12 protein-coding genes and 1 pseudogene are annotated in these 15,760 nt (G+C 48.1%); 2 read left to right on the top strand and 11 right to left on the bottom strand.

Features of this window, described 5'->3' with window-relative positions:
• Positions 1-62 precede the first annotated feature (62 nt).
• The 9 genes and pseudogenes from P5G61_RS24510 to xylA form a co-directional block, all read right to left on the bottom strand.
• Positions 63-1,190, bottom strand: a complete 1,128-nt coding sequence (locus tag P5G61_RS24510; RefSeq protein ID WP_301248824.1) for a transglutaminase domain-containing protein — start codon at positions 1,188-1,190, stop codon at positions 63-65.
• A gap of 204 nt (positions 1,191-1,394) precedes the next feature.
• On the bottom strand, positions 1,395-3,791 hold the full coding sequence (locus P5G61_RS24505) for a YcdB/YcdC domain-containing protein (RefSeq protein ID WP_301248822.1): 2,397 nt from the start codon (positions 3,789-3,791) through the stop codon (positions 1,395-1,397).
• Positions 3,792-3,994: 203 nt separating this feature from the next.
• Positions 3,995-4,945: an alpha/beta hydrolase gene (locus P5G61_RS24500; protein WP_301248820.1), complete on the bottom strand. Its 951-nt coding sequence runs from the start codon at positions 4,943-4,945 to the stop codon at positions 3,995-3,997.
• 162 nt (positions 4,946-5,107) lie between these two features.
• A complete protein-coding gene (locus P5G61_RS24495; RefSeq protein WP_301248819.1) occupies positions 5,108-5,740 on the bottom strand; it encodes a bifunctional 4-hydroxy-2-oxoglutarate aldolase/2-dehydro-3-deoxy-phosphogluconate aldolase in 633 nt (210 codons plus the stop codon).
• Between the two features lie 288 nt (positions 5,741-6,028).
• Positions 6,029-7,099, bottom strand: a complete 1,071-nt coding sequence (locus P5G61_RS32100) for a glycosyltransferase (RefSeq protein WP_435874287.1) — start codon at positions 7,097-7,099, stop codon at positions 6,029-6,031.
• Positions 7,100-7,540: 441 nt separating this feature from the next.
• Positions 7,541-8,047 (bottom strand): annotated as a pseudogene (locus tag P5G61_RS32125) (glycosyltransferase family 2 protein); the annotation flags it as partial.
• On the bottom strand, positions 8,013-8,729 hold the full coding sequence (locus P5G61_RS24485) for a glycosyltransferase (protein WP_301248817.1): 717 nt from the start codon (positions 8,727-8,729) through the stop codon (positions 8,013-8,015). The pseudogene P5G61_RS32125 and the gene P5G61_RS24485, both read right to left, overlap by 35 nt.
• 294 nt (positions 8,730-9,023) lie before the next feature.
• Positions 9,024-10,517, bottom strand: a complete 1,494-nt coding sequence (gene xylB, locus P5G61_RS24480; RefSeq protein ID WP_301248816.1) for a xylulokinase — start codon at positions 10,515-10,517, stop codon at positions 9,024-9,026.
• Between the two features lie 689 nt (positions 10,518-11,206).
• A complete protein-coding gene (gene xylA / locus P5G61_RS24475) occupies positions 11,207-12,523 on the bottom strand; it encodes a xylose isomerase (RefSeq protein ID WP_024631388.1) in 1,317 nt (438 codons plus the stop codon).
• A 200-nt stretch (positions 12,524-12,723) separates the two neighbouring features.
• Here xylA and P5G61_RS24470 point away from each other — a divergent pair, with 200 nt between their 5' ends.
• The gene (locus P5G61_RS24470; protein ID WP_301248891.1) at positions 12,724-13,890 is read left to right on the top strand and encodes an ROK family transcriptional regulator; all 1,167 of its coding nucleotides are present in this window, start codon (positions 12,724-12,726) and stop codon (positions 13,888-13,890) included.
• 145 nt (positions 13,891-14,035) lie between these two features.
• Positions 14,036-14,233: a hypothetical protein gene (locus tag P5G61_RS24465; RefSeq protein ID WP_053779005.1), complete on the top strand. Its 198-nt coding sequence runs from the start codon at positions 14,036-14,038 to the stop codon at positions 14,231-14,233.
• Positions 14,234-14,501: 268 nt separating this feature from the next.
• On the opposite strand, the gene P5G61_RS24460 is transcribed toward P5G61_RS24465, so the two are convergent.
• Positions 14,502-14,732 carry a glutaredoxin family protein gene (locus tag P5G61_RS24460; RefSeq protein WP_024631391.1) on the bottom strand — a complete coding sequence of 77 codons (231 nt, stop codon included), beginning with the start codon at positions 14,730-14,732 and terminating at the stop codon, positions 14,502-14,504.
• A gap of 62 nt (positions 14,733-14,794) precedes the next feature.
• A complete protein-coding gene (gene trxB / locus P5G61_RS24455; RefSeq protein WP_301248813.1) occupies positions 14,795-15,736 on the bottom strand; it encodes a thioredoxin-disulfide reductase in 942 nt (313 codons plus the stop codon).
• Between the last annotated feature and the right edge of the window lie 24 nt (positions 15,737-15,760).

The following is a 15,760-nucleotide window of genomic DNA, read 5'->3' as shown; positions in this document are numbered from 1 at the left end:
AAAAAGAACGCTTCTCAACGAAGCGCCCCTGTCTTAAAACACATTCATCATTCCAACTGCTGTCACATGGTCCAGGTAATCTTCACACGCAGATCGACGGTATCCTGCATGTTGGACACGTAATACGATATCGACTTCATGCCAAGCTGATACAAATCCTGCAAATCCTCTACTAGTCCCGTCTCAGTACCTTTGTATCTGAAAGTCAGCGAGGTTCCGCCATCCTTGAGCACACTCTGAACTTTTGTTTTCAGCGCGGAATGACCACTAATCGCATCGCTTTCGTCGTATAGCGAATATTCCAGCGCATGATACAGCTTCTGATACGCGGTTGCTTTGCTGCCTCCCGCCTTCACCAACGTTTGCAAAGCTTCACGATAGGGGGCAGATGCAGCAGGATACTTGCCTTGAGCTGTCCAGACATGGTCACGTGCCATCTCATTATCACTGAGCAAATAATAACTGTGGCTTACCTTCCCTTTGCGGTCAGGAGTAGGATCATCCCATGTCGTGTCCATATGGTACCACTTGCCGTCCAGCTTGACGAGATTCCAGGCATGTAATTGATCACCAGCCGTTCCTTCCACAATCCGGTTATCTATACCCACCTGCTCCAGCATGCGATAAGCCAGCAAAGAATATCCTTGGCATACGGTGCTGCCGGTAACAAGTCCGTCGTATGCAGTATATTTCTGCAAGGATGTATCGTAGGAAAGGTTAAGCACAATCCAGTCATGAATGGCTTTGACCTTCTCATGATTCGTCATACCCGGCACAATAATTTCTTTCAGCACATTGGTCACCTTGCGGTTCACATAATCGGTCTGTTCTTTGGTTTCCCGATATGCCAGCTTCACATGTACCTCTGCGGATACATTGGAGCCTTTATAGTTAAATGCGTAACTTTTAACGGTATATTGAATATAGGGATCACTGGTCATTGCTTCGTCAATGGAGCTCTGCAACTGTTTCTTGAGGCCTTTCACATTGCCTTTGTATGTAAAAACAAGTTCCTCCGTTCGCTGGGACATCGCGGTAAGCAACGTCTCACGCAGATCCGTATTCGTGGATATGTCCGATGTTCCCGACGCCGCGTACAGCTGATCCAGATCGACCGCATGTGGCAGTGCCACAGCGACGAGACAGCCAGCCAATAGCAGTGTTATCACTCGTTTTCCGTGCTTGCCCATGAAAGGATACCACCTCTCTTTGCAAAGTTCTCATGCCTCATTGTATCACAAAAGGGATTGACGGCAGGCTTCTAGTTTTGTCGAAAAGCATCAAAAGAGACCCTCCGCAGAAGGTCCCTCTGTCTTCAGCAAAATAAACCTAACCTACCCGTTATTCTCATCATATGACGCTTCCGGGTATTTATGCAACAAAACAAACTCTGCTCAATATAAGCGATTGCCGCTTATAAAGGTATCCGTCTTGCCCTGAAGCTTGGCCAGACGTTCCAATACCTGCGCCGCTTCCGCAACCGTCACTTTACGTGCAGGCATGAAGCGACCTTCAATTGAAGGCAGTAATCCCAGCTTGATGCTAAGGGAGACAGCGCCTTTGTTGTTGACTGCACTGGCATCTGCCAGGTTGGGAAGGTCCGATGGCAATGTGTAGAATCCAGCTAATTTCTCATAGCGCAAAATGCGCACGAGCAATACTGCCAACTCTTCACGAGTCATCTCTTCTTCAGGATTTAGCTTCGTTTCAGGGTCGGCACCCGCTAACCATCGCTGATCGATCAATGTCCGCACAGCTTGGTAATAAGGGCTCTCCGGAGTGATGTCAGCATATAGATTGCCACTCCCGTTACCACTGTAGTACATATCCATATTCGGATTAACTGCTCTTGCCAGATAGCTAAACCAGTCTCCCTTGGTGATGACCCGATCCGGGAATACACGTCCCTGTTCATCTGCAAGAATTACGGCATGTTGGGTCATATTCCGAAGTGCAGCCTCCGCTACATGACCGGAAATATCACTAGGTTCAACATTCGCTGCGACACTTCCTGTACCGTATAAAAACTTCCATTCTCCAGTGTTAGCATCAAGTACTTCATAGCTGGCGGTAACCGAATTTTCACTTCGTGTAGGCTGGTAAACCAGGTTTACGCCCGAGGGAACGACCTGACCGCTACTCATGGCATAACCACCGTAGCGTGAATAAGCCAGTATCAACTTAAATGCTTCCAGATATGTCGATTTTGCCTTTTCATAACTGATGGCTGGTTTGGTGTCTCTAGGCAACTGTTCAGGCGTTGCAGCAATCCTTGTATAAAATTCGTTAATGGCCCCATCCTTCAGAACCTGTACCTGTACTGTATCATCCATAACTGCAATTCCGTTCATATAGCGCTGGAACATAAATGTACGTGCACCTTCAAATTCAAGCACGCTGGACAACCGGAATTCTTCCGATGCATTGGGAACCAGTGCAATCACCTTATTGATGGCAAGCTTCTCGGCTTGTGTCCGGGTTACGGACTTAGTCTCATTCTCATCCGCTGGTTTCTCCTGCGCAGCACCCGGCTCCACCCGTTGATACAAGCTGTAACTATAAATCTGTCCAGTAAGCGCATCTACCTGTGCTGAAATATCTCGCATGAACATGTAGGATACATTCGCATTTCGATTGCTCCAGCTCAGGCTCCAGACTTGATTGTTTGGACTCCCATACTCGCCTTTGCTTAACTGACTATGCTCCAACTTGTAGCCTTTTGGAATATCGAAATTCTTTTTAATGATGTTCTCGGCCTGTTGTGCGTTTAACTTCTGGCCTTTCGCCGCGACAAAAGGAGCTATACTTCCTTTTAAAGATTTATTCAGTTGTATAGAATCGTCACCGATAGCTTTTCCAGTCATTGCGTTAATCGGCTCCAGAGTATTGGCCTCCAGCGGAACCATGCTGGAATTCTTCGGCATATAACCAAGATAGTACTGTTGTCCTTTAAGCGAAGATAGACGATCATTCGAGATATAAGCAAGCTGTACATCAAACTGCTCCTCAAATCGTTGTCTGGCCTTCTCTTCCGATGCTGCCGACTTCGATGAAGGATATTCAGCTTCAGTTGTACTTCTTGAATAGCCTGTCACTAGGCCACTTTCATCCACACTTATGTAGATCGTCTCCGCCTCAGACAACAACCCTTCGTGCTTAAGTTGGTAACCGTATCGATACTCCGTTCTGCCGAACAAAGATTGCTGTGCAGTGGATTGATACTGATCTCCAAGAGAAGCATAATCATTTCCTTTCAATCCGGGAATGGCTTTGTACAGTAATGCTTCTGCCTGCTTCTCAGCCTCGTCTTTGGTCAATTTGACTTCAGAATCTGCAGATTGCTTATCCAGTAATTCAGACGGCAAATGTACACTTAACACTTCCCCTGTGCCCGCATGTACCGTTGCGCTGAATCCCATCGTATGGTTTCCTTCGACAATTTGAAAACCAATCTCCCAAGCCTTGTAATCCGGCGGTGGGTAAGAGTTCGGTGAATCAAATCTTGCGGATGAGATCGTCGCCTTTTTTAGCAATGGAAATAATTTCAGTATATTCTCGCTGGCTTGCTTGGAGGAGATTTTGGCTCCTTCAGGCACCTCGTTGTCTGTTACTCCAAGTTGTTGTTCCGTTTCCCCCGCAGCGGATTCTGTTACCCGTTCCGCTGTCGCTGCCGACGCGCTGCCTGCAAACCCTGGTGTCTGTGATGCCAGAAGCAATGTTGCCATGGCCGCTGTAGCCGCTTTGGCTGTGAACATTTTGAATCGTCCATTAAAATTCCAATCAAAACTCAAATCTGGACCTCTCCCTTCAATTTCATACAAGGATGCATGCAAAATAAACCTCGCATGAATATTGCCAGTCTATTCTATGATACCATAAGCTTCCTTTTTAATCGTCATTTTCCCAACAATTTTACAAATGTGAATTTCTGCATATTGTATAGAAAAAGCAAAAAACGCCAACCAGGTTGGCGTCTCAACGATCAGCCAGAGCATTAAGTAGGCTGAATTTTCTCTATATTGACGTTAGGTAAAACAGATTCGTTGGACTCAGCCTGCACCTGTACATGATTTTTCAAAAACGGAATCACCGTATTCCAGAACGCAGGATCTTCTTCTGAACAGCTGTGCCCTCCGCTATTGACCCATAGATGCTCTACGGGCGGATCCGCTTTGGACATAAAATATTCAAGTTCGCTTGGTGGAATAAAGTTATCCCCTTTGGAATGTACCATAAGCATCGGCAGCTGCATACCCTTGCGTCGTTCATTCAGCAGCATCACGGGATCGCGCTGGCGATACGTTTTCAGAGATTCACCAAGCCGCCAGAACCAGATTCGCGGAATCAACTGCGCCAACGGAAACAGAGGCAGGCGTCGCCGTCTCAGCTCCGCACTGACGATAACCTCGAATTGGGATGGCATGGAGTCTGTAATCACCGCGGATACAGGAATGCCCTCCGTCACAGCAAGGATCGTCCCTAGACCGCCCAAGGAGTGTCCAAGCACACCGATCGCCGCAGAATCAATTTCCGGCCGTGACGATGTATATCGCAAGGCTGACAGCAGATCGTCGCGGAACAGGTAGGCTGAAGCCGCTTTAACCGGATCGCTGGCTCCATGGCTTCGAACATCGTACATAAAGAGAGCGTAACCTGCTTCCCAAATGGGACGTGCATAACGGAGGACACGTGATCGGTTGGAGCCCCAACCATGTGCAATAATAACCAACGGCCAAGGCTTCGGGACATGAGCTCCGGCCGGAATGAACCAGCCATGGACTCTCCCGCCTCCGCTCTCGAAGGTTATATCCTCAAATGGCATGGGCGGTGTGAGCGTAATCGGAATCTTTTTGGGGGTCTGGCTATTTACGGCTGCCTTCCATAAACCACCCGCAGTTACCGCGGCAACAGCAATCATCCCGCTAATCATCGTTTTAGCTTTCACTGGTGTCACTCCTCTCCGTTTTTCTGGCTAACTCCATCATACGGCAGCAAGATCAACAGGACGTTAATCCACATCACTTCTTATATTATCTATGGATACAGAATCTCTCCTTACATATATCCCAATGTGTCTGGTCCACTTCCGTTCGGTTGGTTTTCTGGTTCAACCTTCGATTTTCGCTATGTCCACAAATGCACGTGTGCAAGCAGCAATCTGCTCATCATTCCCTGCTGCAAGTGCTTCTCGTGGCAGAAGTGCACTTCCAAGGCCCACTGCTGCGGCACCCGCAGCATAATAATCTGCAATGTTATCCAGAGTGGCTCCTCCTGTTGCAAGCAGCGGAATATGATTCAGTGGAGCCTTGATTTCACGTAGATATGGAATGCCCAGACTGGCCATTGGGAACAGCTTCACCACTTTGGCTCCTGCTTCATATGCAGCAACAATCTCCGTTGGCGTCATCGCCCCGGGCCAGATCTCCACTCCATGTTCTACAGCATATTCAATAACAGACAGATCGACATTCGGAGACACGAGAAATTGGGCACCCGCTGCAACGGCTTCTTTCGCCATCTGCACATTCAGTACCGTACCTGCCCCAATATAAGCCTTACCCTCATGTCGTTCCCGCCAATCTGCAATAATATCGTGGGCACCCGCTGTGTTTAATGTCACTTCCATCAGACGGATTCCCCCATCTGTCATCCCCTGCCCTGCTGCCTGAGCAGATTCTCTGCTAATACCACGAACAATGGCTACCAGTCTCGATTCCAATAATACTTCCGTCAGATTCATGCCAACTTCCCCTTGTTTCATAGATTCGGCAGCCGAAGACAAGTATTCGTTATCACCGCTTTTCCGTTAGTCACTATTGTAAAGCATATCGTCCCCTGGATGTAATCATTTGATCCAATTTCTTGTGAGAGAGAGTACATCAAAGTCTCCGGTTTTACATTGAAAAGAAAACGCAAAAACCTCTCCAAGGAACCGGGTGTAAACCACCCATCCATTCCGTTAGAGAGGTTAAATGTTCTACAAATCCATTAAATCATTTTGAACTAACCTTGAATTTACATGTACACTCTAAGCCTTTTCCAGCACACTATCCTTCTCCAGATCCTTAAAATACTTATCATTGTACAACATGCTGGGATGTGTGGGATGGTACGTCAAAGCAATATCATTATGCTCCTTCGCTTTTAACCGATTGCCCATCCGGTCATAACACACACATAACTGCAGGTGTGGCATCCATGTCCATGCCGCCTCATTTAATACAACCATTGGATCTGTCGGACGAGTAGCCCGGGTCGCCAGTTCATACCAGAATATCGCTTTGCGATAATCTTCACGGTCGGCAAAATATCCACCCAATCGGCAGCAAATCTCTGCCCTCGGCAAATCAAAGGCAAAGGATCTCAGCAATGCCGAAACTTCCTTTTCCGAATGTTCAAGTGCTGCCTCGCAATCCGCTATCTTCTGGCATGCTGCAATCTGATCCTCCACCCATCCCAACCCGGTGTCCAAGAATTTCCCGTAGTAGTTCACTGCATCCTCAAAATGCCCGTGGTCTTTCAGTTCATTGCCAAAATAATATAAGTCACGCGGGGAGAATTCCTCCCCTGCTTGTTCGCGTTTGCGATAAATCTTTAGATTGCGATCCGTGTATTCCTTATCCTTCTTATGCGTGACTGCCACATCACTATGCAGCAGATGACCGGCCACTTCCAGATATTCATGTACTGCACCAATCCAGCGATAATTCCGATCCCGGCGCACCAGTCGGTTCCGCCGCAGACTGTATGCCACCTTACCCTCCGCCGTAAAGGACAGATGATAATCCATTGTGACACTGTCCACAGCAGGGTCCAGGGAACGCTTCAGTTCAATGAGCTTCACCCGGTCGTCCGGTTCAAACACATCATCTGCATCCAGCCATAATATATATTCACTTGTTGCCTGTTCAAAGGCAAAGTTCCTTGCTGCCGCAAAATCATCCACCCATTCAAAATCGATGATGCGTTCCGTATAACGAGCTGCAATCTGGCGTGTCTGGTCCGTGGAACCTGTATCCACAATCACAATCTCGTCAGCGATTCCGTTAACCGAGTCCAAACATCTGGCGAGGGAAGCCTCTTCATTTTTGACAATCATACACAGCGAAATACTGATCGATTCCTCTCCGCGTATAGCTCTGCGATTAAAAGCAGCTACTCCCGGCAATTCCGATAGTCGATAGATGTGATAGGCCGGAAAATGGGTATCCACGTATAATCGGAAGCCCAGTGCTTGAGCACGAATGCAAAAATGACGATCTTCACCCCAGAAAGATACGTTGGGAATCTGGTCATAGGAAACCCCGGCCTCCAGTACGCTCCTGCGAATAAGGGTACACGCGCCAAGTCCCCCCACTTCATAACAACCCGGGGTACGCAATTGCCTCAGAAACGAATCCGTTTGTGTACTCTCGTCCTCCGCTTCCGCCCCTGTAACAGGTTTGCCTCTCTTGCGGAATAGCGCGTACTCGTCCTGCAACCAGACTTGCGGCATTTCCCTTGTGCCCGGCTGCCATCGTGTCCAAAAGATATTGGAGACAATCTCCTTCCCGCCGGATACGAGCTGTTCCAATGTCCGAGGGTGTAGGACGAGATCGGAATCAATCAGAAATACAGCATCGTACTGCTGATCACGGGCATAGGCCAATATACGATTTTTCAAACCTGCTACCCGCCAGATCTGTTCATCCCGCCAATAATGCCCGCCCTCGTCCTTGTTATATATTCCTTTCCCCTGATTGTCATCCGCTTCATTCACATCTGCATCGATAAGGCTCCCTTCATGCTGGAGTACAAACTCACGGAGCATATTGGATGCCGCTTCCTCTTCATTGTCGTTCACAAACAGATAGTCTGTCTTTACCGTCGTTCGCTCAAGCGCATCCAACGACTGGAGAAATTCACGGAGTACCGCGGCTGTCTGTCGAACAGGACTTGCGATAAGAATCTTTACCTTTGGCTCTTCTTTACCTTTTTCTTGTTCCTTCTTCAAATGGATTGTCCTCCTTCCCTTATTCCGACCATTGCAGGAGTCTTGGCTCTGCATCCAAAATGGATTCGTACTGTTCCTTCCAGCCATATCTCGCATCCGGGTCCAATGCCTGGTAACGCTCGTATTTACGAATTCGGTCCTCTGCACGTGCCCAGCCATAATGCTTCACCCGAGGGGAATGGCATCCATAGGCAAAATGCTGAATAGTTAGTGGAAAACGGCCGCAGTGCTGCGGGGTTTCCTTCCATTCATAGCTCCATTCCGGGCGGTATCGGACCAGAAATGGCCGATAATACGCATGAGCCTGCCAATATTCGTCATCCCGGTAATGCGTCTCGCTCCACATATCAAACAACCTGAAATAAATGGCGTCCTCCGTCCCCCCCAACAGTTGATTCCGAACAATGCCAAAATCGGTCGTCAGAATTTCATCCGCGTCCAGGTTCAAAATCCATTCCGGTCCGGTAGCCACCGTGGTCTCCCACTGCTGCTTGCGTAAACTCACCTCATCTGCAAACAGGGAGGCCTGGTTCACAATCAACGTAAGGGGAATACCCTCCAGCATTTCCTGGCATAAAGCAACGGTATGGTCCGTACTGCCGTCGTCAATAATCACCGCACGATCAATCCACGGCCGGTGAGTCTCCAACGCATGTCTGAGATACCTGTGTTCCTCATTGCGGACAATCATGGACAAGGTGACATGCGGCCTCGTGGTTCCTTCACAATCTTCCAAACCCCCACCTCCAGGCTGAATCTGTCACGCGTTATAACTGATGTGATATGGCTGTTTAATTGGGCTGAACCCCTGTTAACCTCAATATCTAATCTATGCGCGTCTGGAAGAGGGTTATGTCTGGCATGGAGACCTTTCATGACGTTTAAGAAACTTGAGCATAGGATATGCCCCTCTTTCACGAGCAACGACAAAAAAGGCACCCGCTTCGGCAGGTGCCTCCCTAATAAACTATTTCATTGGTTTAATATTTAATGACCTATTGAGATGTCGATCTGGAAGAGTTCTGAATAATCAACGATATGCTGCCAGTCGATCATTCAGGCTGCGTGTTTGCCCATATACATCCTGATACAATGCAAACAGTCCATCATATACGGCAACCGTTTCCGGATTTGGGGCATAGGATTTGGCTGGACGAATGAACGCTGCTGCACATTCCTGCAAGGATGGGAACCAGCCACAGCCATAAGCTGCCAGCATCGCCGCACCCATTGCTGGTCCCTGCTCACTTTCCAATTTCACAATAGTTGCATTGAACACATCGGCCTGCATTTGCAGCCAAGCTTCATTTTTGGCGCCTCCACCAATGGAGATCACTTCATTGACCGTTTTGCCAGCATTACGCAAAATATCGATGGACTCACGCAGCGAGAACGTAATGCCCTCCATCACAGCACGTCCAAAGTGCTCCAGCTTATGTCCGGCATCCATGCCGATAAAGCTGCCGCGAATGTTTGCATCTGGATGCGGCGTACGCTCACCAACGATATAAGGCGTGAACAGCAATCCGTTGCTTCCAGCAGGAATCGCATCAATGCCCTGCAAGAGTACATCGAATGATTTGTCCGCAGCAAAAGTATCTTTGAACCAGGAAAGGCTGTATCCTGCCGCAAGGGTTACCCCCATAATATAGAAGGCATCTTTCTCGCCGTGGTTAAAAAAGTGCACTTTGCCTTCGAAATCGAGATCCTTACGCTCTTCATAGGAAAGCACAACCCCGGACGTTCCGATGCTGCACATCGTCTGTCCTTCATTCAGAATGCCTGCGCCAATGGCTCCGCATGCATTGTCCGCACCACCTGCAAATACTTTGGTTGCCGCTGCAAGTCCTGTTTGATCCGCAATCTCAGGCAGCAATGTGCCCACTTCCTCAAATGATTCCACAAGACGTGGACAAAGGGAGATCGGCAGCTCGAATGCTTCCGCGATCTCCGCGCTCCACTGCTTGCCAGCAACGTCCAGCAGCAATGTGCCTGCTGCATCCGAATAATCCATGGCATAATCACCTGTCAGGCGATATCGCACATAGTCCTTCGGCAGCAGGAACAGGGCCGCTTGTTGCAGCAATTCCGGCTCGTTCTCCTGTACCCAAAGGATTTTCGGCAAGGTGAATCCTTCCAGCGCACGGTTACGAGCGATGCTCAGCAGTTTGCCATCCAGTACTTTCTCGATGCGACAGCACTGAGCGGTTGTCCGCGTATCGTTCCACAGAATGGCATTACGCAGCGGTTTGCCCTCGGCATCCACCAGCACCAATCCATGCATCTGCCCGGAGAAGCTCAGTCCTTCGATTTCCGAAGGATGTACACCGGACACTTCCAGCAATTTGCGTAGCGAAACAATCGTCTGCTCTACCCAATCCTCGGGATTTTGTTCACTGTATCCAGCCTTAGGCTGGTACAACGGATAAGCCTCGGATGCTTCAAACGCTACTTTCCCTTCACGGTTAACCAGCACAGTTTTAACTGCGCTTGTTCCCAGATCGACACCAATTACGTAACTCATGGGTTAACTCCTCTCGTTTGTAACAAGATTGTATAAATGAAACCTCGATGCTCATGTGGCCACTCCGTGATCAGAAAACCCTTGGATCGCCGTTACCCCCAGATTTCCTTTATACCCTTTAGCAAGGGAGAAATCCGGGGATAAATGCGAACGCTTCGCTTCCTCGGGTCCTTTCTGCTCACTCCGTTCTGCATGCAACATCTTAGACAAACATTTATATCAAAACAGTAAAAACGTACTCGTTCTTATAGCGGAAAGATTGATCCAATGACCTTGATTTGTCATTGGTTATAAATGAAACCTTGATGCTCATGTGGTCACTCCGCGAACAGAAAACCTTCCGATCGCCGTTATCCCCAGATTTCCTTCATTCCCTTTTCCAAGGGTGAAATCCGGGGATAAATGCGAACGTTGCACTTCTCCAGGTCCTTTCTGTTCTCTTCGTTCTGCATGTGGAATATTTGAAAATCATTTATATCAAAAACTTAAAAACCGTTTAGTTTGTTTAATCAAAAAACCGTCCCCGTCTTCCCATGGGAAAGTCGGGGACGGTCCGAATGTCATGCTTGTTCAGGCGTTCCGTGGTACAAGCTGGTCCCGCACAGTGCAGGCGAAGATCTGTTTCAGCCACACCCGAGTATTCTCAGGTAGGCTGATATCCCTTCATCCTGCATTTTGCTTGACTTCTATTAGTCAGCCAGGATGTATTGGTTGAGTTTCGCTCTCAGCAATTCCTGACGTCCGGATTGGTTTTTGCGTGGGCTTTCGTTGTTCAGCGCGTACTCTGCAAGGGAAGCCAGTGTTGCTTTACCCGCAACCACATCTGCACCAATACCTTCGCTGAAGCTGCTATAGCGTTTTTCGATGAAGTCATCGAACACGCGATCTTCAATCAATTTCGCTGCTACTTTCAGACCTTTAGCGTACGTATCCATGCCTGCGATGTGTGCCAGGAACAGATCGTCTGCTTCGAAGGAACCACGACGTACTTTGGCGTCGAAGTTCACACCACCACGGCCGATACCGCCGTTTTTCAATACTTCATACATCGTCAATGTAGCATCGTACATATCCACCGGGAACTCATCTGTATCCCAACCGATCAGCATATCGCCTTGGTTGGCATCGAGGGAACCGAGCATGCCGTTTGTGCGGGCAACGCGGATCTCGTGATCGAAGGTGTGACCAGCCAGTGTAGCATGGTTAGCTTCCAGGTTCAGTTTGAAATGTTTGTCCAAACCGTATTTTTGCAGGAATGCAATGGAAGTTGCTGCATCATAGTCATATTGGTGCTTGGTTGGCTCTTTCGGTTTAGGCTCGATCAGGAATTGTGCATCAAAGCCAATTTCTTTCGCGTAATCTACTGCCATGTGGAACATGCGGGCAATGTTGTCTTGCTCCAGCTGCATGTCTGTGTTGAGCAATGTGTCATAACCTTCACGACCGCCCCAGAACACATAGTTTTCTGCGCCCAGACGTTTACCCACTTCCAGACCTTTCTTGATTTGCGCTGCAGCATGAGCGTACACGTCTGCGTTGCAAGTGGAAGCTGCACCAAACATAAAGCGCGGGTTGGAGAACATGTTCGCTGTGTTCCAGAGCAGTTTTTTGCCGCTGGATTTCATGTGACCTTCAATCAGGTCTACGATTGTATCGATGTTGCTGTAGAACTCACGCAGGCTGTTGCCTTCCGGTGCGATGTCTACATCGTGGAAACAGAAGAACGGGAGATTCATTTTTTCCAAAAATTCAAATGCCGCTTCCACGCGTACTTTCGCGAGGTCCAGACCGGAGTATTTGTCCCATGAACGAACAGCTGTCTCCGCACCAAACGGGTCACTGCCGCCCGCTGTTAATGTATGCCAGTAAGCCATGCCGAAGCGGAAGTGCTCTTCCATTGATTTCCCAGCGACAACTTCTTCCGGATTATAATGTTTAAAAGCAAATGGATTCGTGGAATCTTTACCTTCAAATGCAATTTTATTAACGGATTCAAAATAGGCCATGTAGAATGCCTCCTCAATAGTTTTAAAAGTAATCGTTTACAACGTTATCCTATCACATCGGTTATACTTTGTCTATTGGTTAAACAAAGTAAAAATAAAAATGTTTTTTGCGCGTTTGTTTACGCTATAATAGTCGAATAGCTTGTTTACGGAAAGCGGGTCTGAACCCTTTTATAGAAGAATAGGAGTGCCTTATGGATATGAAAATTACCGGAGACCAGATGCTGGTCAAAAAAATAAACAAGTCGATCGTTCTGGATACGATTCGGCGTCATGCCCCCCTCTCCCGTGCTCGGGTATCCGAGATTACAGGACTGAATAAAGCCACGGTATCCAATCTGGTTGCCGATCTGATCAATGATGAGCTCTTGCAGGAGATTGGACCTGGGGAATCCAGCGGTGGACGCAAACCTCTGATGCTGCTATTTCGGGGTACAACGGGATATGCCGTAGGTTTGGAGCTCAGCGTGACCCACTTAAAGGGTGTGCTTACCGATCTGGAAGGTCATATTATGACAGAGTACGCCGTTAAGCTGGAACATCATGATGTGTCTTCTGTATTTGAACAGTTGAAGCTTGCAACAGAACATCTGATACATGCGGCCCCTCCCTCCCCTCATGGCGTGATCGGCATGGGTATTGGAGTGCCGGGTATGGTGGACGAAGATGGAACGGTGCTGTTTGCACCCAACCTGGGTTGGGAGAAGGTCCCCCTGCGTGCCATGCTGGAAGAAGCATTCAAACTGCCAGTGACAATCGATAATGAAGCCAATGCAGGTGCGCATGGTGAATTAAATTTTGGCGCAGGTATTGGAGTACGTCATCTGATCTATATCAGCGCAGGCATCGGGATTGGTTCAGGCATTATGGTGGACGGCGAGCTGTACAAAGGAGCCTGGGGATATGCGGGAGAAACAGGCCATATGTCCATTGAAGCAGAGGGCAGACCTTGCTCCTGTGGCAATCGTGGCTGCTGGGAGTTATATGCTTCGGAGAAAGCTTATGAGCACCCCGATCATCAGTTGATTTTGCCAGCACATACTACACGGGAATTAATTGATTATGCACAGCAGGGCAATGAAGATGTATTGAAGTTGTACCAAGAAATCGGCCGTAAACTAGGCGTGGGCATCACCAATATTGTCAACAGCTTCAACCCGGAGCGTATCATTATCGGTGGCCCTCTTTCTGAAGCAGGACCATGGATTGAAACAGCGCTGAAACAAGTGGTCGAGGAGCGTACGCTGCCCTACCACCGCCGCAGTTTGCAGATTGAATGGGCAGCCTTGGGTAGTCGGTCCACGCGTGTTGGCGCCGCTTACTCAGCCATTTCCCAATTTTTAGGAAAAATAAGAGTTTCCGTCTAATAATCGATGAAAATTGACATCATTTTGCCCCATTTCCTCCCTTTTTGTTAAAGAAATCCAGAGGTATAATAGGGATATGTGATTTTTGTCATCGCGGCATGAATGTCGCTGTGTTAATTCCGATAACGAAACGGAGTGAAAATTCGTGACCTACGTGGATACTTCAGATATCTCGGCGCAAATGTTTGTCACCGTACTCCTGTTCCTGATCGTGCTTGCGCCGCTGTTCAGCCTTGGCATACTTCGATTGTTTCAGAGCAAAAAGAAGGCTGGTTTCATGTACATGCTGTCAGGCGTACTGGTGTATGTTGTATTTCAGACCTTTATGAGTATCTTTTTTTAGATAAAATAGGTATGGTTTTAATGTCAAATCCCTTTTTACATCCACAAAAGAGTTCATGAAACATGTGCTCTGTTGTAGCTGTGAAAGGGGATTTTTCATCATACAGACGTGTTGAACTGCACTATACCATTCAGTGTGATGACCTACCTAATTCAAATAAAAGAAGCCTCAGTCCTGAACTGGACCAAGGCTCCCTCAATATATATTCAAACGGCTCGCGCGAACCGGAATAGCTCCATGTGACTTGAACTTACCCTATGAGGGTAAATTAAGCGTCCAGCGCTTTGGCAAATTGGGTTTTGTTCATACCCAGAATGCGGTGTTCACCAATAACAGTCAGAGGCACGGCACGTACGCCCATATCCCATACTTGTTGTGCGAACTCATCGCTTGTCTCGATGTTGCGCTCTTCATAAGAGATGCCTTTGTCAGCCAAGAAGCTTTTTACCGATTTGCAGTTTGGGCAGTTGGTTGATGTGTACACAATTACGTTTTCCATGTTTATTCACCTCATATTGTTTTTTAATAGATATTAATCTATTGAGATATACAGCTCTTCCCTTACAGGACTACTGCGCTGTGCTCCAAGCTTTCAATATATTTCTCTGTATCCATCGCAGCCATACATCCACTACCTGCTGCTGTGATCGCTTGTTTGTAACGGGTATCCTGTACGTCACCACAAGCAAATACGCCTGGGATATTCGTCTCGGATGTGCCCGGTGTAGTCAGAATATAACCGTGCTCATCGGTTGTGATTTGTCCACCCAGGAATCCAGTGTTTGGTGTGTGACCAATCGCTACGAATACACCACTAGCCGGGATGATTTCTTCTTCACCTGTTTCGTTGTTCAATACTTTCAATCCCGTTACGCCGTTGTCGCCAGCCAGCACTTCAAGAGGGGTGCGGTTCAATGCCATCTCCACTTTCTCGTTGCTGCGTGCACGATCCTGCATGATTTTGGAACCACGCAATTCTTCACGACGGTGTACCAGGGTTACTTTGGAACCGAAACGGGACAGGAAGCTCGCTTCCTCCAGCGCGGAGTCGCCACCGCCAATAACGATGATTTCTTTGTTGCGGAAGAAGAATCCGTCACATGTCGCACAAGTGCTGACACCACGGCCCACATTCGTTTCTTCGCCAGGAATACCGAGGTATTTAGCAGAAGCACCTGTAGACAGGATCAAGGTTTCCGATACAAGCTCACCCATGCCTTCAACCTGAACCTTGAATGGACGCTCGCTCATATCGATGTTGTTTACCCAGCCTGTACGGAATTCTGCACCGAAACGTTCTGCTTGTTTGCGCATATTGTCCATCAGTTCAGGACCCATGATGCCGTCAGGGAAACCTGGGAAGTTCTCCACTTCGGTTGTTGTTGTCAGTTGGCCACCAGGTTGCGGTCCTTCAATAATGAGTGGATTCAAGTTGGCACGTGCCAGATAGATTGCTGCTGTCAGCCCTGCAGGGCCTGTTCCAATAATAATTGATTTATACATGTATAGTTCCTCCCCCGGGTTCTG

Source organism: Paenibacillus vandeheii (assembly GCF_030433635.1).
Taxonomy (GTDB): domain Bacteria; phylum Bacillota; class Bacilli; order Paenibacillales; family Paenibacillaceae; genus Paenibacillus; species Paenibacillus vandeheii.
This window is presented reverse-complemented; position numbering and strand designations above follow the sequence as displayed.